This is a genomic window from Amycolatopsis japonica (assembly GCF_000732925.1).
GTDB lineage: Bacteria > Actinomycetota > Actinomycetes > Mycobacteriales > Pseudonocardiaceae > Amycolatopsis > Amycolatopsis japonica.
Map to the genome: position 1 here is coordinate 2,087,476 of NZ_CP008953.1, position 25,994 is coordinate 2,113,469.

26 protein-coding genes are annotated in these 25,994 nt (G+C 69.0%); 12 read left to right on the top strand and 14 right to left on the bottom strand.

From position 1 onward, the window contains the following. Positions 1–70: 70 nt before the first annotated feature. From AJAP_RS10180 to AJAP_RS10190, 3 genes are read right to left on the bottom strand one after another with little or no spacing between them, the layout of a single operon-like run. Positions 71–922, bottom strand: a complete 852-nt coding sequence (locus tag AJAP_RS10180; RefSeq protein ID WP_038510000.1) for a hypothetical protein — start codon at positions 920–922, stop codon at positions 71–73. Further along, complete coding sequence (locus AJAP_RS10185) at positions 919–1,848, bottom strand: hypothetical protein (protein WP_038510002.1); 930 nt, start codon at positions 1,846–1,848, stop codon at positions 919–921. The genes AJAP_RS10180 and AJAP_RS10185 overlap by 4 nt, the downstream gene beginning before the upstream one ends. Before the next feature lie 9 nt (positions 1,849–1,857). Continuing rightward, entirely contained in the window at positions 1,858–2,544 is a 687-nt protein-coding gene (locus tag AJAP_RS10190; protein WP_083650143.1) for an HAD hydrolase-like protein, read from the bottom strand. A 127-nt stretch (positions 2,545–2,671) separates the two neighbouring features. Between AJAP_RS10190 and AJAP_RS10195 the strand changes: the two genes are divergently transcribed. After that, positions 2,672–3,670 carry a YhgE/Pip domain-containing protein gene (locus tag AJAP_RS10195; protein WP_038510003.1) on the top strand — a complete coding sequence of 333 codons (999 nt, stop codon included), beginning with the start codon at positions 2,672–2,674 and terminating at the stop codon, positions 3,668–3,670. On the opposite strand, the gene AJAP_RS10200 is transcribed toward AJAP_RS10195, so the two are convergent. From AJAP_RS10200 to AJAP_RS10210, 3 genes are read right to left on the bottom strand one after another with little or no spacing between them, the layout of a single operon-like run. Beyond that, positions 3,608–4,018: a secondary thiamine-phosphate synthase enzyme YjbQ gene (locus AJAP_RS10200; protein WP_037342383.1), complete on the bottom strand. Its 411-nt coding sequence runs from the start codon at positions 4,016–4,018 to the stop codon at positions 3,608–3,610. The two genes, AJAP_RS10195 and AJAP_RS10200, sit on opposite strands and share 63 nt — an antisense overlap. A gap of 5 nt (positions 4,019–4,023) precedes the next feature. Beyond that, positions 4,024–4,833, bottom strand: coding sequence for a DUF3626 domain-containing protein (locus AJAP_RS10205; RefSeq protein ID WP_174492012.1), 810 nt, complete (start codon positions 4,831–4,833; stop codon positions 4,024–4,026). 10 nt (positions 4,834–4,843) lie between these two features. After that, on the bottom strand, positions 4,844–5,407 hold the full coding sequence (locus AJAP_RS10210; RefSeq protein WP_037342384.1) for a helix-turn-helix domain-containing protein: 564 nt from the start codon (positions 5,405–5,407) through the stop codon (positions 4,844–4,846). 31 nt (positions 5,408–5,438) lie between these two features. Here AJAP_RS10210 and AJAP_RS10215 point away from each other — a divergent pair, with 31 nt between their 5' ends. Then, positions 5,439–5,969 (top strand): GNAT family N-acetyltransferase, encoded by a 531-nt coding sequence (locus AJAP_RS10215; RefSeq protein ID WP_038510006.1) that lies wholly within the window; start codon positions 5,439–5,441, stop codon positions 5,967–5,969. On the opposite strand, the gene AJAP_RS10220 is transcribed toward AJAP_RS10215, so the two are convergent. From AJAP_RS10220 to AJAP_RS10240, 5 genes are all read right to left on the bottom strand, one after another. After that, positions 5,966–6,610, bottom strand: a complete 645-nt coding sequence (locus AJAP_RS10220; RefSeq protein WP_037342386.1) for a response regulator transcription factor — start codon at positions 6,608–6,610, stop codon at positions 5,966–5,968. The two genes, AJAP_RS10215 and AJAP_RS10220, sit on opposite strands and share 4 nt — an antisense overlap. Positions 6,611–6,618: 8 nt before the next feature. Continuing rightward, positions 6,619–7,881, bottom strand: coding sequence for a sensor histidine kinase (locus tag AJAP_RS10225; RefSeq protein WP_038510008.1), 1,263 nt, complete (start codon positions 7,879–7,881; stop codon positions 6,619–6,621). A gap of 627 nt (positions 7,882–8,508) precedes the next feature. Continuing rightward, positions 8,509–8,712, bottom strand: coding sequence for a hypothetical protein (locus AJAP_RS10230; protein WP_038510010.1), 204 nt, complete (start codon positions 8,710–8,712; stop codon positions 8,509–8,511). Between the two features lie 10 nt (positions 8,713–8,722). Beyond that, a complete protein-coding gene (locus AJAP_RS10235) occupies positions 8,723–9,838 on the bottom strand; it encodes a fatty acid desaturase family protein (RefSeq protein ID WP_038510013.1) in 1,116 nt (371 codons plus the stop codon). Positions 9,839–9,851: 13 nt separating this feature from the next. Next, positions 9,852–10,943 carry a ferredoxin reductase gene (locus AJAP_RS10240; RefSeq protein WP_038510016.1) on the bottom strand — a complete coding sequence of 364 codons (1,092 nt, stop codon included), beginning with the start codon at positions 10,941–10,943 and terminating at the stop codon, positions 9,852–9,854. 89 nt (positions 10,944–11,032) lie between these two features. Here AJAP_RS10240 and AJAP_RS10245 point away from each other — a divergent pair, with 89 nt between their 5' ends. The 5 genes from AJAP_RS10245 (at position 11,033) to AJAP_RS10265 (ending at position 15,382) form a co-directional block, all read left to right on the top strand. Then, positions 11,033–11,689, top strand: a complete 657-nt coding sequence (locus AJAP_RS10245; RefSeq protein WP_016336136.1) for a TetR family transcriptional regulator — start codon at positions 11,033–11,035, stop codon at positions 11,687–11,689. A 180-nt stretch (positions 11,690–11,869) separates the two neighbouring features. After that, on the top strand, positions 11,870–12,976 hold the full coding sequence (locus AJAP_RS10250) for a Re/Si-specific NAD(P)(+) transhydrogenase subunit alpha (protein WP_038510018.1): 1,107 nt from the start codon (positions 11,870–11,872) through the stop codon (positions 12,974–12,976). After that, positions 12,976–13,275: an NAD(P) transhydrogenase subunit alpha gene (locus AJAP_RS10255; protein WP_016336134.1), complete on the top strand. Its 300-nt coding sequence runs from the start codon at positions 12,976–12,978 to the stop codon at positions 13,273–13,275. The genes AJAP_RS10250 and AJAP_RS10255 overlap by 1 nt, the downstream gene beginning before the upstream one ends. Continuing rightward, positions 13,272–14,657 (top strand): NAD(P)(+) transhydrogenase (Re/Si-specific) subunit beta, encoded by a 1,386-nt coding sequence (locus AJAP_RS10260; protein WP_038510021.1) that lies wholly within the window; start codon positions 13,272–13,274, stop codon positions 14,655–14,657. Before AJAP_RS10255 ends, AJAP_RS10260 begins: the two co-directional genes overlap by 4 nt. After that, a complete protein-coding gene (locus tag AJAP_RS10265; protein WP_038510023.1) occupies positions 14,654–15,382 on the top strand; it encodes a lipoate--protein ligase family protein in 729 nt (242 codons plus the stop codon). Before AJAP_RS10260 ends, AJAP_RS10265 begins: the two co-directional genes overlap by 4 nt. Before the next feature lie 55 nt (positions 15,383–15,437). Here the strand turns inward: AJAP_RS10265 and AJAP_RS10270 are convergent, their stop codons facing one another. Then, complete coding sequence (locus AJAP_RS10270) at positions 15,438–16,142, bottom strand: Lsr2 dimerization domain-containing protein (protein WP_084098094.1); 705 nt, start codon at positions 16,140–16,142, stop codon at positions 15,438–15,440. Between the two features lie 156 nt (positions 16,143–16,298). Between AJAP_RS10270 and AJAP_RS10275 the strand changes: the two genes are divergently transcribed. After that, the gene (locus AJAP_RS10275) at positions 16,299–17,672 is read left to right on the top strand and encodes a dihydrolipoyl dehydrogenase family protein (protein WP_038510028.1); all 1,374 of its coding nucleotides are present in this window, start codon (positions 16,299–16,301) and stop codon (positions 17,670–17,672) included. On the opposite strand, the gene AJAP_RS10280 is transcribed toward AJAP_RS10275, so the two are convergent. Beyond that, positions 17,669–19,120, bottom strand: coding sequence for a hypothetical protein (locus AJAP_RS10280; protein ID WP_038522771.1), 1,452 nt, complete (start codon positions 19,118–19,120; stop codon positions 17,669–17,671). The two genes, AJAP_RS10275 and AJAP_RS10280, sit on opposite strands and share 4 nt — an antisense overlap. A gap of 193 nt (positions 19,121–19,313) precedes the next feature. Here AJAP_RS10280 and AJAP_RS10285 point away from each other — a divergent pair, with 193 nt between their 5' ends. The 4 genes from AJAP_RS10285 to AJAP_RS10300 all read left to right on the top strand — a co-directional run bounded on the left by AJAP_RS10285 (position 19,314) and on the right by AJAP_RS10300 (position 24,663). Beyond that, on the top strand, positions 19,314–20,786 hold the full coding sequence (locus tag AJAP_RS10285) for a S8 family peptidase (protein WP_038510031.1): 1,473 nt from the start codon (positions 19,314–19,316) through the stop codon (positions 20,784–20,786). A gap of 312 nt (positions 20,787–21,098) precedes the next feature. Next, entirely contained in the window at positions 21,099–21,602 is a 504-nt protein-coding gene (locus AJAP_RS10290) for a DUF3145 domain-containing protein (RefSeq protein WP_016336127.1), read from the top strand. A gap of 42 nt (positions 21,603–21,644) precedes the next feature. After that, on the top strand, positions 21,645–22,238 hold the full coding sequence (locus AJAP_RS10295; protein WP_038510033.1) for a hypothetical protein: 594 nt from the start codon (positions 21,645–21,647) through the stop codon (positions 22,236–22,238). Between the two features lie 64 nt (positions 22,239–22,302). Further along, entirely contained in the window at positions 22,303–24,663 is a 2,361-nt protein-coding gene (locus tag AJAP_RS10300; RefSeq protein ID WP_174492014.1) for a cation-translocating P-type ATPase, read from the top strand. Between the two features lie 69 nt (positions 24,664–24,732). Here the strand turns inward: AJAP_RS10300 and AJAP_RS10305 are convergent, their stop codons facing one another. Then, the gene (locus AJAP_RS10305; RefSeq protein WP_038510035.1) at positions 24,733–25,983 is read right to left on the bottom strand and encodes a beta-ketoacyl-[acyl-carrier-protein] synthase family protein; all 1,251 of its coding nucleotides are present in this window, start codon (positions 25,981–25,983) and stop codon (positions 24,733–24,735) included. Positions 25,984–25,994: the final 11 nt, after the last annotated feature.

Consider the following 25,994-nt stretch of genomic DNA (forward strand, 5'->3'; position numbering starts at 1 on the left):
GAACTCAAATTAAGGGCGGGAGGTGCTCGGACACATCCGGCACGGGACCCATATTTCCCTTAGGGGAGTGCTACTCGCGACGGATGCTCTCACCCATCTTGAGGACGACACCGCTGGCTATCGCACCGGGGATCCCCTGGTCCGCCAGTACCAGAAGGACGTGGTAGCGGCCGGATCCGGGCAGCGCGCGCAGCGGGAGGGCGATCGCGGTGATCGCGACGGAAGGCGCCGGGCACGGTCCGTCCGGGGCGGGGACGACGGTGGTGGTCACTGCGGTGGCGGTGGTCCCGCCGTCCAGGACGGGCACCGGCCCGGCCTTGCCGATCTCCGTCTTCGGGCCGTGTCCGTACGCCGCTTCGGCCCAGCGGATCGTCGTCTCCTCGGCCGCCTGGGCGAGTCCGCCGACCTCGCCCTCGTCGATGGTGGTGAACCCCGCCATCGCGCGGGCCGAGAGATCGGAGCCGGGGCAGAAAGCGCGCCGGTAGCGCGCGACACCCTGCAGGGTGACGAGGTCACCGGACGGGGTCTCGTAGCCGATGGCGACGTCGGGCTCTTCGAGTTTCCAGTCAGGCGGGACGTCGTAGACGAGCGGGTGATCGTCGGACAGCACCGGCTGCCAGCCCGCGATCACGGGCTCGATGCGGGTGGCGGGCACCGGATCGGGCAGGACGAGATCGTGGGCGGATGGCGGTGGGGGCGCGGTCTTGGCCTGATAGGTGGCCGTCGTGCCGACGGCGAGGACGAGGATCAGCCCCAGGATCCCCAGCGTCGGCCTGAGGCGCGGGCGACGGCGCGAGGGGACGGTGTCCCGGACGACCGGGAGCGGCCTCGTCCGTTCGGTTTCGGTTTCGAGCGGTTGCCCGGTGAGCGGATCGACGAACCACTGCCGAGGTTCGTCGATGCGCCCACCGGGGCCGGTCATTGCTGAGGCCTCAGACTCGCGAGGATCTTCTGGGCGTCCGCCTCGGTCAGCGCGTCCGGGGTGCCCTGGTCCATGGCCATGACGAAGCAGATGGTCTGGTCGCCGGATTTGAACGCGGCCGAGGTGACCTTCACGCTCGGGGCGCGGCATTCCTCGGTTTCGGCCGGCGTGAACGTCCCGGTCGAGCTGACCGCCTGGATCGAGCCGCCCGCGATCGCCACCTGCGTGATGTCGGGCAGCGGGACGTCGGGCTTGCCGGTGGCGGCCTGGGTCCAGAGCCGGACGGCGCCACGGGCGGCGTTCTCGACCGGGATCTGGTCCGCGGTGGCGAAGCCGACGACACCGCGGTTCGAACCGCGGACCTCCGGGCAGGCGCCGAGTTTGTACGTCGACGCCTCGTGGATGACCATCTTGAATTCGCCCTCGTTGTAGCCGACGATCTGGCCCGGCTCGGTCTCCCAGCCCGACGCGGGCAGGTCGTAGGCGGCTTTGTCCTTGACCGACAGGATCCCCTGCCAGCCGGGCGTCGTCGAGGGCACTTTGTTGTCCTTCGGGGCACCGCTGCTCGAAGACGGCGGTTTCGTCGCCGAGGACGAAGGCGGCGGCGCGGGCGCGGAGGAGGACGGCGGTGCCGCCTGAGGCTGCGGCTCGTCGCCGTCGCGCAGGACGAAGAAGAGCGTGGCACCGACGGCGACGACCAGCACGAGCGCGCCGAGGCCGATCCACAGGCCCTTCTTGCCGCCCTTCGGTGGCTCCGGCGCGAAACCCTGGTACGACTGCTGCGGGAACTGCTGGAAGCCCTGTTGCTGGTAACTCTGGTACTGCTGCTGGGGATCCTGCGGGTATCCCTGCTGCGGGGGGTACTGCTGATAGGGCTGCTGCGGTTGCTGCTCCGGCCAGCCGTTGCCGCCGCCTGGGTATGCCATGGACCGAGCTTAGTTGGCGCCCCCGAGCACGGCCGCACGTACCGCTACCAGGTCGGACAGGTCGCCGAGCACGGTGTGCGCGCCCGCGTCGGCCAGTTCCTCCGCGCTGAACTGCCCGGTCGCCACGGCCACCGCGACGGCGCCGTTGTCGAGCGCGGCACGGACGTCGTCCGGGGTGTCGCCGATGACGACGACCGACTCGGGCGCGAACTCGGTGCCGTGTTTCGCCGAAGCGTGGCCGACGGCGGCGGGCACCAGATCGGGCCGGTGCGCCGAGAGCGAGCCGTAGCCGCCGATCTCGAAGTCGACGTGCTCGTGCAGCTCGAACGCGGTCAGCTTGTGCACCGAGATCTCCGGCAGATTCCCGGTGACCAGTGTCTGGACGATGCCGCCGTGCGTGGCGAAGGCGTTCAGCGCCTCTTTGGCGCCGGGGAGCGCCCTGCCGCTCGAAGACAGGGTCGGGGCGTGGCTTTCGGAGACCGCGATCAGTGCGAGCCACAGCTTGCGCACGTTCTCCTCGGTGGGCTCGACGCCGTGCGACGTCAGGATGTCCGCGCTGATGGCGCGTTCGGTGCGGCCGCCGAAATTCGGCAAGGCCCGCAGTTCGACGCCGGCGACCTCGGCGAGCGCGGTCGTGTACCAGGCGGCGCCCACGCCGCGCAGGTCCACGAGGGTCTGGTCGATGTCCCACAGCACGAGCCGATGCGGAGTAGTCACGCGATCGACGGTACCGGTGAGCTTATTCAACGTCTGTTGACTTCTCGGCGGCCGAGGCTTACCTTGGCAGCTAATTCAACAAGTGACGAATAAATGGAGGACGGTCATGTCGAACCGTCGCCCCGCCGGGGCCTTCGCCTTACTAGCCGCGGTGGCCGGTGCGCTGGTCGCCGCCGTACTCGGCTTCCTCACCTTCGGCGCGCAGGCGACCGTCGCGCCCGACGGTCTGCCTCTCGCCGTGGCAGCGCCTCCGGGACCGCTCCAAGCGGCCGCGAACGGGATCGCCTCCCATGGCGGAGGGCAGGTCTCGTGGCGGGTGACCTCACCCGAGGAAGGCCGGAAACTGCTGACGGACAAGGAGGTCTACGGCGTTCTCGAACTTCCGTCGACGGTCGTGCTCTCCGGGGCGGTGAACCCGTCCGGGACGCAGATCGCGCAGCAGGCGCTGACGGGCGCCGCGCAGGCGCTCGGCGGGACGCCGAAGATCGAAACACTGCATCCGGCGAGCGCGGCGGGCCGGGTCGCCCCGCTCGCGCTGAGCGCGCTGGCGTGGGTCGGCTGCCTGATCGCGGGCGCCGTGCTGGTCCTGGCCGGACGGCGGATCGGCCGGGACGCGGGAGCCGCCGCGCGCCTCACCCAGATCGTTTCGGCGGGTGTGCTGGTCACCGCCGTGCTGGCCGGGTTCCTGAAACTGTGGGACTCCGCGCTCCCGCTCGGCTGGGACGTCCTCGGCTTCCTTTTCCTGGCAGCCACCGGATTCGCCGCCCTGCAGACCGGACTGCTGAGGTTGCTGGGAGTGCGGGCGATGGCGATCCTCGGCCCGCTGTACCTGGTCGCGCCCGCCGTCGCGGGTCAGGTGCCGGAACTGCTGAACCCCGCGTACCGCGCCGTGCTGTGGTCCTGGACGCCGTTCCGGTTCTCGGCGGAAGGGCTCCGGAGCCTCTTGCAGGGCGTGCCCGGCGCGCCGGACGTCGCGACCGGGGTGTGGGTGCTCGCCGGACTGCTCGTGGTGGGACTGGTGCTCGCGCTGTGGCCGGGCCGGTCAGCCCTCCAGCAGGCTGAAGCGGACGCGCCGGACCGGGTTGTCGAGGTTGGTGTCCACTAGGCAGACCGACTGCCAGGTGCCCAGCGTCATCACCCCGCCGATCACGGGGATCGTCGCGAACGGCGGCAGCAGTGCGGGCAGGACGTGGTCACGGCCGTGACCGGGACTGCCGTGCTGGTGCCGCCAGCGGCCGTCGCGGGGGAGCAGCTCGTCGAGCGCCGTGAGCAGGTCTTCGTCGCTGCCGGCGCCGGTCTCGAGGATCGCCAGCCCGGACGTCGCGTGCGGGACGAAGACGTGCAGGATCCCGTCCTCGGCGTCCGCGTCGCGCAGGAAGGCCTCGGCGTCCTTGGTCAGGTCGTGCACCACGGCCACGCTGCCGGTGCGCACCTCGATCTCCGTGGAGTACATGCTCTTCACGGTAGTGCCCCGAAGCGCGCGACGTAGTGCCAGACGCGTTTGAGGGCCTGCGGGTCGAGGTGCCGGGCTTCGCCGAGGACGCGCGGATCGAGGTGGCCGTCTTCGGCCAGTGCCAGGCCGAGTTCGACGAATTCGGCGCCGCGGTACGCCGGATGTCGTTGGAGTTCTTCGGTGGACAGGCGGAAACCCGGATGCCATTCGACCGGGCAGCCGAGCCGTGAAGCAGCCTTTTCGACGTCGGTGCCGCGGTGGCTCGGGTCGAGAACCAGGGCCTCGACGTCCTTCGCGAGGTCGACGGGACCGTGGACGTGCGCCTCGATGTAGTCGTCGAGAAGGTCGGCGTCGTCACGGGCCGCCAGCTCGATCAGTGCGGAAACCCTGGTGCCGCAGCCGAAATCCGCCGGATTCAGCACGCTGTCCGGATAGCAGAACGTCGTCCTGCCGAGGGTGTGCGCGGCCATGCGGAAGTGAGCGGAGCCGAATCTCGGTGCGCCGCCGGCCGGGCGCCGACGGAAGTTCAATGCGCCGTACTTCGGGCGTTCGGCCGCGGGCGCGTCGTCGTAGGCGCCGCCGAACATCCGGCTTTCCCAGCGCCAGCGGTCTCCGCCGGGCCGCGCGGTCAGCCCTCCGTTGCTCGTCCCCGTTTCGAACTGGTTGCGGTAGAACCCGTCTTCGGCCATCGCTTCGAGCAGCGGGCGTCCGTCCACTGTGGATCTATCTGGGTGGAAGTGCAGTGTCACCGGCAAACCGGCCTCGTGCCCGCCGCGTGCTTTCGCCGCGACGTAGGCGAGGGCCCGAGACTGCATCGTCCGAGTATCAGGCGTGCCGGCGGGCGAGCGCGACCAGATATCGGACCGGTTCCCCGGTCGGATTGACATAGGCGCAGGGCTGCGGAGTGCCGAGCTGCAGGCAATCGCCCGCGTCGAGTTCGTGCTCGACGTCGCCCTCGCGGAACCGCAGATGCCCGTCGAGCACCCAGATCTGGTGATGGGTCAGCACGTAGGTGTGGGCGGGGAAGGCGACTTCGGCGCCCGCGGGCAGCACGACCTCGACCAGCTCCAGCGGCCCGCCGAGTGAAGGCGAGACCGCCCGGCGCACGTACCCGGTGTCGGGGTCGGTCCAGGTCGGCTGGTCGGCGGCGCGCACGAGCCGCCGGTCACCGTGCTCGGCGCGCGCGATCAGCTCGGACAACGTCATGCCGAGCGCGGCGGAAAGCCTGCCGAGCAGGACCGCAGTCGGCTGCGCCTCGCCCCGTTCGATCTTGCCGATCATCGCCCTGGACACGCCCGACGACTCGGCGAGGGCGTTGGCCGAAAGGTTCTGATCGAGCCTCGCGGCCTGGAGCGTCGCGGCGAGCGACGCGGACAAGGGATCCGACATGCTGCTCACTATAGTGGCAGCCTCGGTTACTATGGTCACCATGGTGATCAGGGAAGCGACGGAAGCCGACGCGACGGCGTGCGCGGAGATCTACGCGCCGTATGTCACCGACACGGTGATCTCGTTCGAAACCGAGCCGCCCAAACCGGACGAGATGGCCGAACGCATCGCCAAGGCGCAGCGAGCACATGCCTGGCTCGTGCTCGAAGACGACGAAGGTCGCGTCGTCGGCTACGCCTACGGAGGCCCCTTCAGCGGCCGGCCGTCGTATCGCTGGTCTTGCGAGGTCAGTATCTATCTGGAACTGGGCCGCCGGAGGACCGGCGGCGGGCGCGCGCTCTATCAGGCGCTGCTGGACGAACTGGCGTCGCGCGGTTTCCGGAACTTCTGCGCGGGAATGGTGCTGCCGAACGACGCGAGCGCCGGGCTGCATCGCGCGCTGGGCTTCGAGCCGGTGGGGACATACCGGCGGATCGGGTACAAACACGGGGCTTGGCGGGATGTCACCTGGGTGCAGCTGTGCCTACCTGAGCTGGACGGGGTTCCGGTGGAGCCGTCCTAGGACTCCAGGTACCGCAGCACGGCGAGAACCCGCCGGTTGTCCCCTTCGGACTGGGGCAGCGCCAGCTTCCCGAAGATGCTCGACACGTACTTCTCCACCGAGCCCGCCGAGAGGAACAACGCCGCCGCGATGGCCGAGTTCGACCGGCCCTCGGCCATCAGGCCCAGCACCTCACGCTCCCGCGGCGTCAGTCCCGCGAGCGCGTCCGTCTTCCGGGTGGCGGTGAACAGCTGGCTGACCACTTCCGGGTCGAGCACCGTCTCGCCCTCGGCCACCCGGCGAAGCGCATCCAGGAAGTCCGACACCTCCGCGACGCGGTCCTTCAGCAGATAGCCGACGCCGCCCGCGCGGTCGGCGAGGAGTTCCGTCGCGTACTGCGTCTCGACGTACTGCGAGAACAGCAGGATCGCGCACCCCGGCAGTTCCGCGCGCAACGCGATGGACGCGCGCAGTCCCTCGTCCGTGTGCGTCGGCGGCATCCGGATATCCACAATGGACACGTCCGGCCGATGTTCGCGTACCGCCGCGCACAGGCTGTCGCCGTCGGCGACGGCCGCGACGACCTCGTGCCCCCGAAGGTTCAGCAGTTCGACGAGCCCCGCCCGGAGGATGGCCGAATCCTCCGCGATCACGACGCGCACGCCGCCCCCTATTTCCGTAATGGTATTTCCGCGCTGATCACCGTAGGCCCTCCCGGAGGGCTGTCGATGTCGAGCCCGCCGTCCACCGTCGCGAGCCGCTCGGCGATCCCGGCGAGCCCTCCGCCGCGTACCGGCCGGGCCCCGCCTTCACCGCCGTCGCGCACCACGAGCCGCAGGTCGTCGCCGACGATACCCACGTCGACCTCGATCGCGGAGGAAGTGTGTTTGGCGGCATTCGTCAGCAGTTCCGCGACGGTGAAGTAGGCGATCGTCTCGATCGACGGGGACGGCCTGCTCGGCAGGTCCACGGTGATCCGCGCGTCGATGCCCGAGCCCGCGGCCAAAGTGGACAGCGCGACGTCGAGTCCGGCGTCGAGCGCGGCGGGATGGATGCCGCGGGCGAGGTCGCGAAGTTCGACGAGCGCCTGTTTCGCGTTGGCGTGCGCGGCGGTGACCAGGGCGGTGACCTGCTCGATGTCGCCGTCGCCCGCCAGTTCGTCCTTCGCGATGCCGAGTTTCATCGCCAGCGCGACCAGCTGCGCTTGCGCGCCGTCGTGCAGGTCGCGTTCGATCCGGCGCAGCCGCCGGGTCGCGTCGTCGACCGCGGTCGCGCGGCTGCGTTCGAGGTCGCGCACCCGCTTCGAAAGGTCCTCGGCGCCGAGGACGCCGCGCACCAGCAGCCGGTCGAATTCGGTGAGACCGCGGACCACCCACGGCATCGCCAGCAGGACGGCCAGTCCGGTGGCGGCGAGCGGCAGCGTGAGGGGCCACGTGTCGACGCGCAGGTCGAACGTCGGCATCGCCTCGCCGTGCAGGGTGAACCAGAAGAGCGGATAGCTCAGCGTGCTCACCGCGTACACGAACAGGGTCGCGACCAGGAAGAACTCGATCAACGACAGCGGCAGGCGGATCACCAGATAGGCGATCGACCGCCAGCCGAGCGGATCCCCGAGCCTGCCTTTGACGGCGTTCCAGAGACCTGGGCGCAGTTCGGGCCGGGCGGGCGGGGTGACCGTCGTCCCGAGCAGGGCACGTGCCAGGCCGACGTGGGCGATCCCGATCAGTCTCGCGCCCGCCAGGACGCCGATGAGCACCGGGACCCCGATGGTCAGCAGGCTCAGGCCCGCCCCGAGGATCAGTCCGAGAACCACGAGCACCGCGAACGCCAGCGTCAGCGGCGCGCCGATGATCACCCAGGCCAGCTCGCCCCAGTACGCGCGGCTCAGCTGTGCGCCGAGGACGCGTCCAGGCAGGGCGAGGCGGGTGATCACGGCTTCAGCTTGCCGTGGCCATCTGCCACGTGGCCATCCAGGTTTCCCTAGTCTTCGGGGCTCGATACCGGAGCCCCTTGCCACCCGAGTACATGAAGGCCCCCTTCCTTGCGCCAGGCGCAAGGAAGGGGGCCTTCATGTACTCGGGAAGTCGTGGCTGGTTGGGGCTTTCGGAGCAGCCGTGAAGGACTCCTTGCGGGACCCAGAGTCCCTCAAGGAGGCCTTCATTTGTGTACTTACGTCCGATCTGCGTGGGAGCGAGAGTCCGGTTGTCGTCGAGGGATGACAATGAAGGAATTGGGACGTTGAGTGTCCCGATTCCTTCATCGTCGCGGTGGCCGTCCTGGTCGTGAACCTTGATCGTGCCGGTCACGCCCCGGGGCGGACGATCGAGTGGGGAAGATCCTAGACGTTGGACGGCCGGAATCTTCCCCGCTCGGCCAAGACGACAGCCGGCATCAGCTTCACTGCCCCGCCTCCCTCACCGACGGGGTCGACCGTGGAGGATTCAGGACGCACAACGTCCCGAATCCTCCACACTCGGCCCCGGCCACGCCAGCGGGTCAGCGAATACGGGTTCACCAAGGAGTCCTTCACGGACCGCGCGGCACTGAGACGCCCTTGGGGCTAGTCCGAATCGCGGCTCTCGTCCGCCTGCGCCCGCTGGGACGCCTCACGCATCTCGATGACGTCCGTCAGCCAGTCGCCGGTCTCGCGGGCGATGTCCCGGATCGCGCCGGTGATGATCGTCGCGATGTTGCCGATGTGGGTGGCCGCGGACTCGGTGACCTCTTGGACCACGTCCTTGGTGCTTTCGAACTGACCGACCATGTCAGACACCTTAAGCCGCTCGGAGGGTCTTGTCGCTCTCCACGGTAGCCGGGGTGCGGGGCTCACCGTTCCACGGAAGGGCCAATTTCACGATCTTCTTGGCCACCGAGAACAGCTGCTTGTGCAGGGGACCGGTGTTGTACGGCAGGCCGTACTTCTCGCAGATCGCCCGCACCTCGCCCGCGATCTCCGGGTAGCGGCGCGCCGGGATGTCCGGGAACAGGTGGTGCTCGATCTGGTGCGAGAGGTTCCCGGTCATGACGTGGAACAGCTTGCCGCCGGTGATGTTCGCCGAGCCGAGGATCTGCCGCAGGTACCACTGGCCACGCGACTCGTTCTCGGTCTCCTCCTCGGTGAAGCTCTCGACGTCGGCGGGGAAGTGCCCGCAGAAGATGATCGAGAACGCCCACAGGTTGCGCGTCAGGTTCGCGGTGGCGTTGCCGAGGAAGGTCAGCGGCGCGAGCGGACCTGTCAGCAGCGGGAAGAGCACGTAGTCCTTGCCGACCTGACGCCCGGCCTTGCGCACGATCTTCCGCAGCACCGGCTTGTTCTCGGCCCACGTGCGTTCGCCCTTGGCGACCCGGTCGACCTCGAGGTCGTGCAGCATGACACCCCATTGGAAGAACAGCGCGAGCAGCGTCGCGTACACCGGGTTGCCCAGGTAGTACGGGTTCCACTTCTGCGCCGGGTCCATCCGCAGGATGCCGTAACCGATGTCGCGGTCCTTGTCGAGGATGTTGGTGTAGGTGTGGTGGATGTAGTTGTGGGAATGACGCCAGTTCTCCGAAGGCGCGACGGTGTCCCACTCGAACTGCTGGGAGCTCAGCGCCGGGTCGCGCGTCCAGTCGTACTGGCCGTGCATGACGTTGTGGCCGATCTCCATGTTGTCGAGGATCTTCGCCACCGAAAGCGCGGCGACACCGGCGACCCAGGCGGGCGGGAAGAATCCGGCGAACAGCAGCCCGCGGCCGGCGACCTCGAGCGCGCGCTGGGTCTTGATGACGTTGTGGATGTAGTCGACGTCCACCTGGCCGAGGTCGGCGACGATCCGCTGCCGGATCTCGTCCAGTTCGCGGCCGAAGTCCTCGACCTGCTGAGGGGTCAGCTTGTCCTGCAAGCCGGTCATGGCCTGCTCCTTTCTAAGCGTTGATCTCGACGTCCCCGACCGGGACGGAGATGCAGAGCTGGATCTCTTCGTTCTCTTCGCTGGAGGTCTCGCCGGTCTTGGCGTTGCGCACGCAACCGGAGGTCTTGATCTGCGTGCACGAGAAGCAGATGCCCATGCGGCAGCCGTGTTCCGGGCTCAGTCCCGCTTCTTCGGCCTGCTCCAGCAACGGTTTCCCGGAGTTGGCGACCTCGCGGCCGCTGCGCGCGAAGCGCACCTGGCCTTCGGCGTTCTCGGTGTCGAAGGTGAGCGCGGGCGGGGCGAACTCCTCGGTGTGCAGATGTGCACCGATGCCGTCGGCCTCGAAGACCTCGCGGACCGAGTCCATCAACGGCTTCGGACCGCACAGGAAGGTTTCGGCGTCGGGGTACCACGGAGCGGCCTCCGCGAGGTGCTCCTTCGAGAAGAAGCCGTGCAGGTCGCCGCCGGTTTTGGCGTGAGTGAACGCGTGTACCACCCGCAGGCCGGGCAGGCGGCGGGCGAGGTCTGCGAGTTCGGTGCGGTAGAGGGCGTCTTCGGCGCCGTTGGAGTAGTGCAGGAAGACGAGATCGCCCTCGTACTTCTCGGCCGCCAGCGTGCGCAGCATCGACAGGACGGGCGTGATCCCGCTTCCGCCGCTCAGCAGCAGGATCCGCCGCGGCCTCGGCGAAGGAAGGGTGAACTCACCGTCCGCAGTGGACAGTCCGAGCACCGAACCGAGGGTGACCGTGCGGTTCAGGTGTCGCGAGACCAGGCCCTGTGGGTCGGCCTTGATGGTCAGTTCCAGTGTCCCGTCGTGCTCCGAACCGGCGGGTGAGTAGCAGCGGGTGCGGCGGACGCCGTCGATCTCGACGGTCACCCGCACGTACTGGCCGGCGAGGTGACCGCGCCAGGCCCGGCTCGGCCGGACGGTCAGCGTGACCGTGTCGGGTGTCTGCCGCCGGACGCCGGTGACCAGGCCGCGGATCTCGCGGCGGACCAGCATCGGGTCGACGAGTTCGAGGTAGCGGTCCATGCCGTGGGGCGTGAGCAGGGCCTCGGCCAGCGAGGCCAGCCGCCTGGCCCTGCGCGGTACCAGTGCCGTCATCACTTCTCCCAAATTCAGTGAACGCTTGTACACTGAATAGTGAAGTGGTGAAGATCCCGCTTGTCAACGCGAGAGGAGGGCGATGTGACGTGGGTGATAGCGCGGAGGCGATTACGCTGTCCGTCGTGACAACCGAGCCCGTTTCCCGGCAGGAACGCAAGCAGCGCACCCGGCAGGCACTGCTGGACGCGGCGCTCGACCTGGTCGCGGAACGCGGGTTCTCCGGGCTCAGCCTGCGGGAGGTCGCGAAACAGGCCGGGATCGTGCCGACGGCGTTCTACCGCCATTTCGCGTCGATGGACGAACTCGGCGTGGCGCTGGTCGAGGAGTCGATGCGCACCTTGCGCACGATGATCCGCTCCGCGCGCACGAGGCCGTCGGCGTACAACGACATGATCCGCTCGTCGGTGCGCATCCTGCGTGAGCACGTACGGGCGCACGAGGACCATTTCCACTTCCTGACCAGGGAGCGCTATGGCGGCACCGGTCCGGTCCGGCAGGCGATCGGCTTCGAACTCAAGCTCTTCGTCAGCGAACTCGCCGTCGACCTCGCGCGTTTCGACTTCCTCCGCGACTGGAGCACCGAAGATCTGCACCTCCTCGCCGACCTGATCGTGACGACCATGCTCACGACGGTGCTGGAGCTGCTCGAAACACCTTCGCGTGACGACGAGATCGTGCGCACGGCCGAACGGCGGCTGCGGCTGATCTTCCTGGGCGTGCCGAACTGGCGCAGCGTTCCGTGATGCGGAAACCGTTGCCATAGCGCGCATATGACGTCGCGCACCTGGATCGATGGCTGGATCGATCGTGATGAGTGATGTCACGGAAAGATGCCGTCCGGATACGTTCAGCCAGGAAAGTTGTCGGCCGGACGTGGTAAACAGTGCGGGTTCGTGTGGTCCTCTCCAGCGAGGAGGTCGCCTGTGGCGGCAGAGAACGAGCAGCTCACGGTCGGCGTGGTCCGGGAAACCGGACAAGGTGAACGCCGCATCGCGCTGGTACCGAAACTCATCGAGCGCGTCTCAGGACGCGGACTGCGGGTGGTGGTCGAGCCCGGCGCGGGCGCCGGCGCGCTGCTCGCCGACGAGACCTTCGAGCAGGCGGGCGCGGTGATCGGCGATCCGTGGGATGCCGACATCGTGGTGAAGGTGGCGCCTCCGAGCGCGGCCGAAGTCGCGAAGCTCAAACAGGGCACCATCCTCATCGGCTTCCTGAATCCGAGGGGTGATCCCGAGGGGATCGCCGCGCTCGAAGCGGCGGGCGTCCGCGCCTTCGCCGTCGAGGCGATCCCACGGATCTCCCGCGCGCAGGCGATGGACGCGTTGTCGTCGCAGAGCAGCGTCGCGGGCTATCGCGCCGTCCTCCTCGCCGCGGAGAAGCTCACCCGCTTCTTCCCGATGCTCACCACCGCCGCCGGAACGGTGCCCCCGGCCAAGGTGCTCGTGCTCGGTGCCGGTGTCGCGGGGCTGCAGGCCTTGGCGACGGCGAAACGGCTTGGCGCGCAGACCACCGGGTACGACGTCCGGCCCGAGGTCGGCGAGCAGGTGAAGTCGCTCGGCGCGAAATTCCTCGACCTCGGCATCGAGGCGGTCGGCGAAGGCGGGTACGCCCGCGAGCTGACCGACGAGGAAAAAGCCGAGCAGCAACGCAGGCTCACCGAGGCGATCACGAAGTTCGACGCCGTGATCACCACCGCGCTCGTCCCCGGCCGCAAGGCACCGGTCCTCGTCACCGCCGACGCGGTGAAGGGGATGCCCGCCGGTGGGGTCGTGGTCGACCTCGCGGGCGAGTCCGGCGGTAACTGCGAGCTGACGAAGCCGGGTGAGGAGGTCGTCGAGCACGACGTCACCATCTGCTCGCCGCTCAACCTCGCCGCGGAGATGCCCGCGCATTCCAGCGAGCTCTACGCGCGCAACGTCACCGAGTTGCTGGAACTGCTCGTCGACAAAGAAGGCAAGCTCGCGCTCGACTTCTCCGACGAGATCGTCGCCGGGGCCTGTGTCGCCGGAAAAGAAGAAGGAGGCGAGTGATGCTCGTCGGCAGTTTGGCGATCCTCGTACTCGCCGGATTCGTGGGCTTCACGGTCATTTCCAAGGTGCCCAACACGCTGCACACCCCGCTCATGTCGGGGACCAACGCCATCCACGGCATCGTCCTGCTCGGCGGGCTGATCGTGCTCGGCCTCGGGGTGGACGGCGTGCTGAACAAGGTCCTGCTGGTGATCGCGATCGCCTTCGGCACGATCAACGTGGTCGGCGGCTTCCTCGTCACCGACCGGATGCTTTCGATGTTCAAGGCGAAGAAGCCGGAAGACGGTGGTGACAAGTGACGACCTTCATCGCCGTCCTCTACATCATTTCCTTCGCACTGTTCATCTACGGCCTCATGGGGCTGACCGGTCCGCGCACCGCGGTGCGCGGCAACTGGATCGCCGCCGTCGGCATGGCCATCGCGGTGATCGCGACGCTGCTGACCCCGGGCATGAGCAACTGGCTGCTCATCGCGCTCGGCGTGGCGATCGGTGTCGTCGTCGGCGTGCCGTCCGCGCGCAAGGTGAAGATGACCGCGATGCCGCAGATGGTGGCGCTGTTCAACGGCGTCGGCGGCGGGGCGGTCGCGCTCATCGCGTGGGTCGAGTTCCGCACCACCGAGGGCTACGCGCACGAGCCGGCGTACGTCGCGATCGCGTCGTTGTTCGCCGCGATCGTCGGATCGGTGTCCTTCTGGGGCTCGAACATCGCGTTCGGGAAACTGCAGGAGCTCATCTCCGGCCGGCCGATCACCCTGGGCAAACTGCAGCAGCCGGTGAACGCGCTGGTGCTGATCGCCGCGATCGTGCTCGCGGTCGTCATCGCGAGCGGCGGCGACGCCGAACTGCTGATGATCGGCCTGCTGGTCGCGGCGGGCGTCCTCGGTGTGGTGGTCGTGCTGCCGATCGGCGGCGCGGACATGCCGGTCGTCATCTCGTTGCTCAACGCGCTCACCGGTTTGTCGGCGGCGGCCATGGGGCTCGCGCTCGACAACACCGCGCTGATCGTGGCGGGCATGATCGTCGGCGCCTCGGGTTCCATCCTGACGAACCTGATGGCGAAGGCGATGAACCGGTCGATCCCGGCCATCGTCGCCGGCGGGTTCGGCGGCGGCACGGCGGTCGCGAGCGGCGGCTCCGGCGAGGTCCGGCCGGTCCGCAGCACCAGCGCGTCCGACACCGCGATCCAGATGGCGTACGCCAACAAGGTCGTGGTCGTGCCCGGATACGGCATGGCCGTCGCGCAGGCGCAGCACGTCGTCCGCGAGATGGCGAAACTGCTGGAGGCCAAGGGGATCACGGTCGCGTACGCCATCCATCCGGTGGCGGGCCGGATGCCGGGGCACATGAACGTGCTCCTCGCCGAGGCCGACGTCCCGTACGAACAGCTCAAGGAAATGGACGAGATCAACTCCGAGTTCGCCCAGACCGACGTCGCGCTGGTGATCGGCGCGAACGACGTCACGAACCCGGCCGCGGAGACCGATCCGGGCTCGCCCATCTACGGGATGCCGATCCTCAAGGTGAACCACAGCCGGTCGGTGATCGTGCTCAAACGCGGGATGAGCTCGGGCTTCGCCGGCATCGACAACGAGCTCTTCTACGATGCGAAGACCAGCATGCTCTTCGGCGACGCCAAATCGTCGGTGGGCGAGATCGTGGAGGAACTCAAAGCACTGTGATCGGTCCTTCGGAAGTCGTCGCCTCGTTCGACGACCCGGCCGACAACCTCGCGTTCGACGAAGCCCTCCTGCGCGCCGCACCGGAGGCGCCGGTCCTGTGGATCTGGCGCAACACCGACTGTGTGGTCGTGGGGCGGGGGCAGAAGATCGAACGCGAGGTCAAGGCAGATGTCTGCGCGAGCGACGGCGTCCCGGTGCTGCGCCGGGCCAGCGGTGGCGGCACCGTGTTCCACGATCCCGGCAATCTCAACATCACGTTGGTCCTGCCGGGACCGTCGCACAGACCGCTCGAAGCACTCGGGGAACTGATGACCGCGACGGTGGCCGAACTCGGGCTGCCGTCGCGGCTCGGTGATCGAGGTCTGTTCGTCGGTGACGCGAAGCTGTGCGGTTTCGCCGTCTTCCGGACGCGAACGGGCTTGCTCGCGCATTCCACCCTGCTCGTTTCGACCGCCGCCGAACGGGTCGGCCGGTACCTCACTTCGGCACCCGCGGATCCCCGTCCGCTCGACTCCCACCGGAGCCGCGTCGCGTCGCTCGCCGAGCACGGCCTGCGTAAAGGTGTTGCCGACGTCACGGCCGCCGTCCGCGTGGCGGCGGCCGCGCAACTGGGTGAACTCGCCACCCGGAAGCCCTCGGACGAGGAGCTGGAGTGGCACCGCTCGCTCCAGCACACGCGGTACCACTACCCGGAATGGCATGCCGAGGGCGCTCAGCGTAAATGAACTGAAACAAAAAAGGCCCTTTCGCGAATATCGCGAAAGGGCCTTTTTCGATGAATTACTTTTCGGTGGCCGAGAAAGTGACGGCGGGCACCTTGCGGGCGGCACGCGTGGTCTTCTTCGGCTCGGCGGCCTTCTTCGCCGGAGCCTTGGCCGCGGCCTTAGGTGCCGCCTTGGCGGCGGTCGTCTTCGCGGCGGCGGCCTTCGGAGCGGCCTTCGTGGCCGTCGTCTTGGCGGTGGCCTTCGCCGCCGTCTTGGCCGGGGTCTTCGCCGCGGCCGCGGCCTTCGCGCGGCCGGCCGGAGCCTTGGCCGCCGTGGTCTTCGCCGCCGCGCCGCGAGTCGTCTTCGCCTTGGCCGCGGTGGCTTTCGCCGTGGTCTTGGCGGGAGCCTTCGCCTCCGCCTTGGGGGTGGCGGCCTTCTTGGCGGCGGCGGGCTTGCGGCCGGCGACACCCTTGGCGGCGGGCTTGCGGCCCGGCTTCGCGGCCGTCTTCGCCTCGGCCTTCGCCGCGGTGGCCGCGGTCTTCGGGGTCGACTTCGACACGCGCGCGCCCTTGGGGCGCTGCACGACCCGCGGCCGCAGTTTGCGTCCGCCGATCCGGCGGCCGTTCTCCACATAGGCACGCAGGATTTCCCGGAGTGCGGTGGCGTTGTCGGCCGAAAGGTCGATGTCGTAAGCGATTCCGTCCAAACCGAAAGCGACCGTTTCCTCGGCCGCCTCGCCGGTCAGATCATCCAGCAAATGCACAGCAGTGTTCCTGGCCATGAAAAACCTCCCGCGCTCGATCGTTCTACTGCGTAACCGGCACGGTGAAACCTGAACCCGCGGCTGATGACTCACGCAGCGACACGAGGATAGCGGCAGGTTGCGCGAAGCTGCGCGGTGGTGTGCGCTGAATGCATGTCAGCACAGACTTTTGACGTGATCGTGATCGGAGGCGGCCCGGTCGGCGAGGTCGCCGCCGAACGGGCGGCACGAGGCGGCCTTCAGGTCGCGCTCGTCGAACACGAACGCTTCGGCGGCGAATGTTCTTACTGGGCCTGCATTCCGAGCAAGGCGCTGCTGCGGCCGGGGAACCTCCTCGCCGCCGCCAAACGGGTCCCCGGTGTCCCGGTGGGCGACGCGGTCGACCCGGCGGCGGTGTTCGCGCGACGGGACTGGTTCACCGGCAAGGGAGACGACACCGGACAGGTCAAGTGGGCCGAAGGCGTCGGGATCGTCCCGATCCGCGGGCACGGCCGGATCACCGGTGAGCGGAAGGTCACGGTCGACGGAGGTGACGAGCTGACCGCGCGGCACGCCGTGATCGTCGCCACGGGCAGTGTCCCGCGGACACCGTCGATCCCCGGGCTGGACACGATTTCGCCGTGGGGTTCGCGTGAGGCGACCTCGGCCGAAGCGGTCCCGCGCCGCCTCGGCGTATTGGGCGGCGGTGTCGTCGGAGTCGAAATGGCGCAGGCCTTCGCCACGCTCGGCGCCGAAGTCCACTTGATCATCTCGGGGGCGCGTCCCTTGCCGCGGCTGCCGGAATTCGCGGGCGACGCCGTGATCGCGGGGCTCCGCGAAGCCGGCGTCACCGTGCACACCGGCTCCGGTCTCGACTCCGTGTCCGCTGTGGACGGTGGTAAGGAACTGGCGTTGAAGGGCGGCGACCGGTTGGTCGTCGACGAACTGCTCGTCGCCACCGGCCGCCGCCCGGCGACCGACGGACTCGGTGTGGAGACGCTCGGGCTCGAAGCGGGCGCGCCGCTCACGACCGACGACAACGGCCGTGTGTCCGCTGTGGACGGTGACTGGCTGTTCGCCGTCGGGGACGTCACCGGCCGGGCGCCGCTGACCCATCAGGGCAAGTACGCGGCCAGGGCCGCGGGTGACTCGGTGGCCGCGCAGGCGGCGGGAAAGCCCGTCGACTCCGCCGCGTGGAGCGCGCACAGCGCCACGGCCGATCACCACGCCATCCCGCAGGTCGTCTTCACCGACCCGGAGGTCGCGTCGGTCGGGCTCGCCGGACCCGAGGAGGGCAAACCGCATCGCGTCGTCGACATCGACATCGCGGTGGCGGGATCGTCACTGCACGCGGACCGTTACGCGGGCAAGGCGCGCCTCGTCGTCGACACCGAACGCGACGTCCTGGTCGGCGCGACCTTCGTCGGGCAGGACGTCGCCGAACTCCTGCATTCGGCGACGATCGCGATCGTCGGGGAGGTCCCGCTGCCGAGGCTGTGGCACGCGGTCCCGTCGTTCCCCACGATCAGTGAAGTGTGGTTGCGCCTGCTGGAGGCGTACGGCCTCTAGCCGTTCACAGGCAGTTCGAGCGCGGCCTTCGCGCCGCGCACGAGGCCGGGATCGTCCGGAGTGGACGGTCCCGGCAGCCACACCACCTGGATCAACCGGACCGATTTCCCGTCGAGGCTGCTCTGGTAGGCGGCACCCTCGAACACCGGCACGTCGCCCTGCCATTGGTTGGTCTCGGTGGCGAGATCGAGGATGCCGCCGCCGCCCGGATTGTCGGCGATGGCCTTGAACGCGTTCGCCTGTTCCGTGTTCGGGAATTCCACGACGGCGATCGTCACCGCCGCGGCACGGCCGTCGATGGAACTGGCGAAGCTGGCCCTTCTCACCGTCGAGCAACTCGTCTGCTGAAGACTCGACTGGACGTCGCCGTACGCGTGGGACGCGCATTTCTGGTCCGCGGCCGACGCCCGCGAAGTGAACTGGATGTTTTCCACCGCGCTGCTGCTCGGCGGTGGGGGACTGGTCGCCGGGGTCGGCGGGGGAGTCTGGGTGGACGCGGTGTCGTCGCCGCCGGAAGCCACGCTGATGGCCGCGACCAGCAACACGATGAGCAGGCCGATCGCGGCGACCGGAAGCCATTTCACCGTCTTGGACTGCCGCGGCGACTTCGGGGCGGGCTCGGCGGGTGCGGGAGCAGTGGCAGCCGCCGGCGGCGGGGTCTGCCGGGCCGGGGGAACCGGCTTCTCGGGAGCGGCCTGCCGAACGGGCGGAGCGGGCTTGGCGGGAGGAACGGGCGGCGCGGCGGGTTTCGCCGGTCTCTTCCCCTTCCCCGGATGCTGGACCGGAACCGTCGGCGCGATCGCGACGAGCGGGTTCTCGCGGATCACCGTCGGCTCGTCGTCGGAGTAGGCGCTGAAACCCTCCCCGAGCAACATCTCCTCGGGCATCGGCGGCGCGTCCGGGGCGAGGGCGGCGATCAGTTCCCGCGCCTGCTGGACCGAGCGGGGCCGGGGTGCGGTGGCCAGGGACACCGTCGCGGCGAGCATCGTCGTCGCCGTCGGATAGAGGACGCGGACCGAACCGGCGAGATCCGCGGCCGGCTGGTCGACCGTCTCCACGTAGGGGCCGACGGCGATGATCGTGCCGATCGGCCCGGCGCCGGGGGCGACGTCCGCGATCTTGTGCGTGCACGCGGCGGACAGCGAGAGCGCGTCCGTGGCCGGGTTGATCGAGGTGTCGCCGTGGACCAGCGGCCAGCCGTCGGCCTTCCACGGTCCGCCGAGCGGGGCTTCGAGTTTCAGGGCCGGGTCCGGCAGGTCGACACCGATGACGATGAGGACACCCTTCGGCATGACCACGACGGCTTCGACGGGCCGTCCCTCGACCGGGCTGGCGCCGATCAGGGCGACCCCGCCGACGACGTTGCTGCCCCGGCCGAGCGAAGCCAGCGCGGCGCGGACGTCCTCGGCCACCCGGGACGGCTGTTGAGCGAGGCGAACGAGTCGCACCGAACCCCTCCCCATCTCGTCGGTCTCGCTGCACAAACTAGCGCCTCCATCCGGACTAATGCGGAGACACGTCCCAGGTAGGCGCCGTGACGTTGCTCCGAAAAGTTGTAATGCACGTGAGCACCGTCACCCGTCCGGGTGGTACTCGTTGGTAGGTGACAGTTCCTTGCCCCCTGTCACCAGGAGAAACGCAATGGCCGTATCTCGACCCTGGCGTCGACGCGCCGCGCTCGTCGTCGCCCTGCTCGCCGTCCCGGTCGCGGGGATGGTCCCCGCGCAGGCCGCGGGACCGTCGGCACCCGTCGCCCCCGGACTCGCCCGCCTCCTTTCGGCCGTCACCGGCACCGCGGGGGTGACCGCGCTCGTGCACGCCGACGACGTCGCCACCGCCGAACGCGCCGCCCGCTCGGCCGGACTTACGAAGATCACCTCGTTCGGGAAGATCGGTGTCGTCGCCGTCCGGGGCACCGCCGACCAGGTGCGCGCGGTGCGCAAGGCCGCCGGGGTCACCTACGTCGAAGGCAACGAGAAACTCAAGGCGCACGGCAGCGCAGGCACCACGGCGACGCGGAGCCTGCAGACCCAGACTCAGCTCAAGGACGCCGGTGGCGCTCCTGTGGACGGCAAGGGCGTCTCCGTCGCGATCATCGACACCGGGGTCGACCCGACGCATCCGGCGTTCAAGGGTGCCGACGGCAAGACGCGGGTGGTGCGCAGCCTCAAGAGCCTCTGCCTCGACGGCACGGCGACGAACTGCATCGTCGACGTCCCGACCTCCGTCGACACCGACACCCTCTCCCTGGGCGGCCACGGCACGCACGTCACCGGCATCGCCGCCGGCAACCGGCTGACGCTGACCGACGGCACCAAGGTCGGCGGCTCGGCACCGGGCTCGAAGATCGTCTCGGTCTCGACCGGGGCCGCGCTGCTCGTCCTGGGCACGGACGCCGCGCTGAACTGGGTGCTGGAGAACCACAAGGCGCCGTGCGGTGCGGGCGTCGCGGCGTCGGTGTGCCCGCCGATCAAGGTGACCAACAACTCCTACGGTCCCAGCGGCGGTGGCGCCTTCGACCCGAACTCGGCGACGGTGAAGCTGCAGCGCGCGCTCGCCGCGGAAGGCGTCGTCACGGTGTGGGCGAACGGGAACGACGGCGGCGACGGTTCGGCGAACCTCTCCAACCCGCCGGGGCAGGACCAGACGCCGGGCGTGCTTTCGGTGGCGTCGTTCAACGATCAGGGGACCGAAACCCGTGACGGCACGGTCTCCGACTTCTCCTCGCGTGGTCTCAAGAGCAGCCAGGCGAGCTGGCCCGACGTTTCCGCGCCGGGGGAGAACATCCTCTCGTCGTGCCGGCCGACGCAGCCGATCTGCACGCAGGGCCTGCAGCCCAAGAACGGCCCGGGGCTCCTGGATCTCGCCACCTACAACGTGATCAGCGGGACCTCGATGGCGGCGCCGCAGATCACCGGGATCGTCGCGCAGCTGTTCCAGGTCGCGCCGAACGCGAGTCCCGGTGAAATCGAGGCCGCGATCAAGGGCACCGCGTACAAGTTCGCCAATGGTTCGCCGTATGTCGCGGCCGGGCCGTACACGTCGAGCTTCGACAAGGGCACGGGTCTCGTGGACACCTTCGCCGCGGCGAAGTCCCTCGGCGCCCAGGGCTGAGCCAAGTCCGTGAAGGCCTCCTTCCCTACCCTCAGCGTAGGGAAAGAGGCCTTCACGGCATGGGGGCACAATTGCCGTCCCCGGGTTAACCCGCGTGAAGGGATCTTTTCTTCGGCTCAGCCGAAAGAAGGGGGCCTTCGCAGGAGTCTCGCGTCCCAATCAGGTGCGACTTGTGGTGTTCATGTGGCCAAACAGCACAGTTGGGGTGCACAATGTGCTCACGCGTACCGGGAGGCGGCACGAGCCACCTGACCAGCGCAGCTCGCGAGGTCGTAGGGGAAGACGCCCCTCGTCGAGTAGCGGAGGTCAGCAGTGAGCACCCGTGGCAACACCCGTGGCGTGGTGTACGTCCACTCGTCGCCGTCTGCGGTGTGTCCGCACGTCGAGTGGGCCATTTCGGGCACCCTGGGTGCCCGAGTCGAGTTGAAGTGGACGGCGCAGCCCGCCAGTCCAGGACAGCTCCGCGCCGAATGTGGTTGGCGTGCGCCTTCGGGCACCGGCGGAAAGCTGGCGTCCGCGCTCAAGGCGTGGCCGATGATCCGGTTCGAAGTCACCGAAGAGCCCAGTGCGGGGGTCGACGGGGAGAGGTTCTGTTTCGCTCCGGGCCTCGGCCTGTGGCACGGCAGGACCAGTGCCAACGGCGACATCGTCGTGGGCGAGGACCAGTTGCGCGCCTTGGTGAGCAAGGTCCGCTCCGGCGAATCGCTGGCGCACAAGCTCGACGAGCTCCTCGCCGCCAATTGGGACGAAGCGCTCGAACCGTACCGGCACGCCGGTGACGGTGCCCCGGTCACCTGGCTGCACCAAGTCGGGTAGACGCCGGTGAAGACGGAAGAGGCGGGCGGCTAACCTTTCAGGGTGACCGCCCAGCCTCGCCCCCTCTCTCGCCAGCGGTGGCTGATCCCCGTCCTCGTGGTCGTGATCTCCTTGACCGTCGGCGTCGGGTTGCTGGCACGCGATCTCTACACGCGCCCGGAGGCCGAGCCCACCCAGCCGGTCGTCAGCGAGTCGCCGACGTCGGTCGCCCCGGAGCAACAGCCCGGTTCCCCCGTCGTCGAAGTGACCCCCGACGTCTTCGCGCATCCGCAGTACCAGAGCGTCCGCCAGGTGCTGCAGGGGTATTTCGATTCCATCAACGAGCGTGACTATCCGAAGTGGACTTCGGTGGTCAGCCGTGACCGGGCCAAGAGCAAGACCTCGGCGGAGTGGAAGAAGGACTTCCAGTCCACTAAGGATGGCAGCATCCTCGTCTATCGCATCGAGCCGGGCGCGCCGAGCACGCTCCGGGTGCTCGTCGCGTTCACCAGCACGCAGGACGTCGAAGACGCGCCGGTGTACCTGCCCGAGGGATGCATCCGGTGGCGGCTGGTGCTGCCGCTGCGGCTGGAGAGCGGGTCGTGGCGCGTCGACACGACCGACGGCGGCACCAACCCCGAACACGAAAGATGCTGAAGTAAGGGGCGACATGGTCCCCGAGGCTGACGCGGGCGTGGGCCGGGCGGAATAGAGTCGCGGCATGGCAATAGATCAGCCGGCCCTGCTGACCGACGCCTCGAGGGGGCTCACCAGCGAAGAGGTCGCCCAGCGGGTGGCCGCGGGCCAGACCAACACGGTCTCGACGAAGACCAGCCGGACCACCGGCGAGATCATCCGCGCGAACGTCTTCACCCGGATCAACGCGATCTACGGTGTGCTTTTCGTGCTCATCCTGTCGACGGGGTATTTCATCGACGGGCTGTTCGGCGGACTGATCATCGTCAACAGCGCGGTCGGCATCATCCAGGAGCTCCGGGCGAAACGGACCCTGGAACGGCTCGCGATCGTCGGACAGGCGAAGCCGACCGTCCGCCGTGACGGCCAGAGCGCCGAAATCGCCCCGGAAGACGTCGTGCTCGGGGACCTCGTCGAACTGGGGCCCGGCGACAAGATCGTCGTCGACGGCCCGGCGCTGACGGCCGACGCGCTGGAGGTCGACGAGTCGCTGCTGACCGGTGAATCCGATCCGGTGGTCAAGCAACCCGGTGACAAGGTGCTCTCCGGCAGCTTCGTCGTCGCGGGCAGCGGCACCTACCGCGCGGACATCATCGGCGACGAGTCCTACGCGGCGAAACTGGCCGCGGAGGCCAGCAAGTTCACCCTGGTGAAGTCGGAGCTGCGCCAAGGCATCGACAAGATTCTCAAGTTCATCACGTACCTGCTGATCCCGGCGGGCGCGCTGACCATCTACAACCAGCTCGCGGGCGACCAGGCGTGGCCGGACGCGCTGCGCGGCATGGTCGCGGCGCTCGTGCCGATGGTGCCCGAGGGTCTGGTGCTGATGACCAGCGTCGCGCTGGCGGTCGGCGTCATCCGGCTGGGCAAGCGCCAGTGCCTGGTGCAGGAACTCCCGGCCATCGAAGGTCTCGCCCGGGTCGACGTGGTGTGCGCGGACAAGACCGGCACGCTCACCGAGAACGCGATGCGGCTTTCCGAGGTCCGCGAGATCACGCCGGGCCATCCGGTGGACGGCGCGCTGGCCGCGCTCGCCGCCGCCGATCCCCGCCCGAACGCGAGCCTGCAGGCGATCGCCGAGGCGTACCGGACCGATCCGGGCTGGCGCGTTTCCACGACGATGCCGTTCTCCTCGGCGCGCAAGTGGAGCGGCGCGTCGTTCGGCGGCGACGGCGACTGGGTGCTCGGCGCGGCCGACGTCCTGCTGCCCGAGGGCGAGCACCGGGCGGAAGCCGAGAAGATCGGCTCGCGCGGTCTGCGTGTTCTCCTGCTGGGCCGTGCCGAACGGGCCGTCGACGCGGCCGAGGGGCCCGGCGAGATCGAACCGGTCGCGCTCGTGGTGCTGGAGCAGAAGGTCCGCCCCGACGCGAAGGACACTTTGGACTTCTTCGCGCATCAGGACGTGGCGGTCAAGGTCATCTCCGGCGACAACGCCATCTCGGTGGGCGCCGTCGCGGGCACCCTGGACCTGCCGGGCGCGGACAAGCCCGTCGACGCGCGAAAGCTGCCGGAAGACGCCGAAAAGCTGGCCGACACCGTGGAGGATCGCGCCGTCTTCGGCCGCGTGACGCCGCTGCAGAAACGCGCGATGGTCGGTGCGCTGCAGTCGAAGGGGCACACCGTCGCGATGACCGGCGACGGCGTGAACGACGTCCTCGCGCTGAAGGACGCGGACATCGGCGTCGCGATGGGCGCAGGCAGCCCGGCCACCCGCGCGGTCGCGCAGATCGTGCTGCTGGACGACAAGTTCGCCACCCTGCCGCATGTCGTCGCCGAGGGGCGGCGGGTGATCGGCAACATCGAGCGCGTCTCGAACCTGTTCCTCACCAAGACGGTCTACTCGGTACTGCTGGCGCTGATGGTCGGCATCGCGCAGGTGCCGTTCCCGTTCCTGCCGAGGCACATCACGATCACCGCGTGGTTCACGATCGGCCTGCCCGCCTTCGTGCTCTCGCTGGCGCCGAACAACGAACGCGCCCGCACCGGTTTCGTCGGCCGGGTGATGCGGATGGCCGTGCCCGCCGGGCTGGTCATCGCCACCGCGACCTTCGTGAGCTATCTGCTGGTGTACAAGGGATCCGGTCAGTCCGAACTGGACAAGATCCAGGCGGGGACGACGGCCCTGATCACCCTCATCACGATCGCGCTGTGGGTGCTCGGGATCGTCGCGCGGCCGTACCGGTGGTGGAAGATCCTGCTGATCGGCGGGATGGTCGTGCTGACCCTCGCGCTGTTCCTGATCCCGTTCACGCAGAAGTTCTTCGCGCTGGACCCGAGCGTGAGCGCGTACACGCTGTCGGCCTTCGCCTGTGCCGGGGTGGGGATCGTGCTGGTGGAGATCGCCTGGTGGGCCGGGCGGCATCTGGTCAAGCGCCAGGAAGCCTGACCCAGAAGTACGTGAAGGCCCCCTTCACTGCGTCTAGCGCAGTGAAGGGGGCCTTCACGTACTTCTGGGTCAGGCCGCCGGGGTGAACAACAGCGCCGTGTTGTGCCCGCCGAAGCCGAACGAGTTGCTGATCGCCGCGCCCAGCTCCATCTTGCGAGCCTCACCGGAGACGACGTCGAGCTGCACCTTCGGGTCCAGGTCCTCGAGGTTCAGTGTCGCCGGGATGAGCCCGTGGTAGATCGCCAGGATCGTGGCGATGCCCTCGACCGCGCCCGCGCCGCCGACCAGGTGGCCGAGCGCGCCCTTGGGAGCGGTCACCACGACGTGCTCGCCGACGGCGTTGCGGATCGCCGCGGCCTCGCCGACGTCGCCGACGACCGTCGAGGTCGCGTGCGCGTTGACGTGGCCGACGTCGGCCGGGGAGACCCCGGCCATCGTCATCGCCTGCCGCATGGCGGCGATCTGGCCGACGCCCTCCGGGTGGTTGCCCGTGATGTGGTACGCGTCCGAGGTGATCCCGTACCCGCTCAGCCGAGCGTAGATCCGCGCGTTGCGGGCCTTGGCCCGGTCCGCCCGCTCCAGGATCACGACACCGGAGCCCTCGCCGAGGACGAAACCGTCACGGTTCACGTCGAACGGCCTGGACGCCTTCGCCGGGTCGTCGTTGCGGGTGGACACCGTCCGCGCCTGGGCGAAACCGGCGAGGGTGATCGGGTGGATGCACGATTCGGCACCACCGGCCACCACGACGTCTGCCCGGCCCGAGCGGATCATCTCGTAGCCGGCGGCGATGCCTTCCGCGCCCGACGCGCAGGCCGAAGCGGGCGAGTGCACACCGGCACGTGCCTTCAGGTCGATCCCGACGTGAGCGGCGGGGCCGTTCGGCATCAGCATCGGCACGGTCAGCGGGGAGACCTTGCGGAGTCCCTGCTTGTGCAGAAGGTCGTTCTGGGAGATCAGGGTGACCGGACCGCCGACACCGGTACCGATGGTCACCCCGAGGCGCTCGGGTTCCACATCCTGATGCTCGTCGGTCGGCTGCTCGAAGCCCGCGTCCGCCCAAGCCTGGCGGGCGGCGATGAGCGCCACCTGCTCACAGCGGTCCAGCCGCCGGGCCTGAACCCGCGGCAGGACCTCGGACGGGTCGACGGCGAGCATGGCGCCGATCTTCACCGGCAGCTCGAGTTCGTCGACCCAGTCGGCTTCGATGCGGCGGATCCCGCTCGCCCCGGCGAGCAGGCCGTCCCACGTGGACGCGACGTCCCCGCCGAGTGGCGTGGTCGCGCCCATCCCGGTGATCACGACGTCGTTGTTGCTCATTGGAGTCTCCC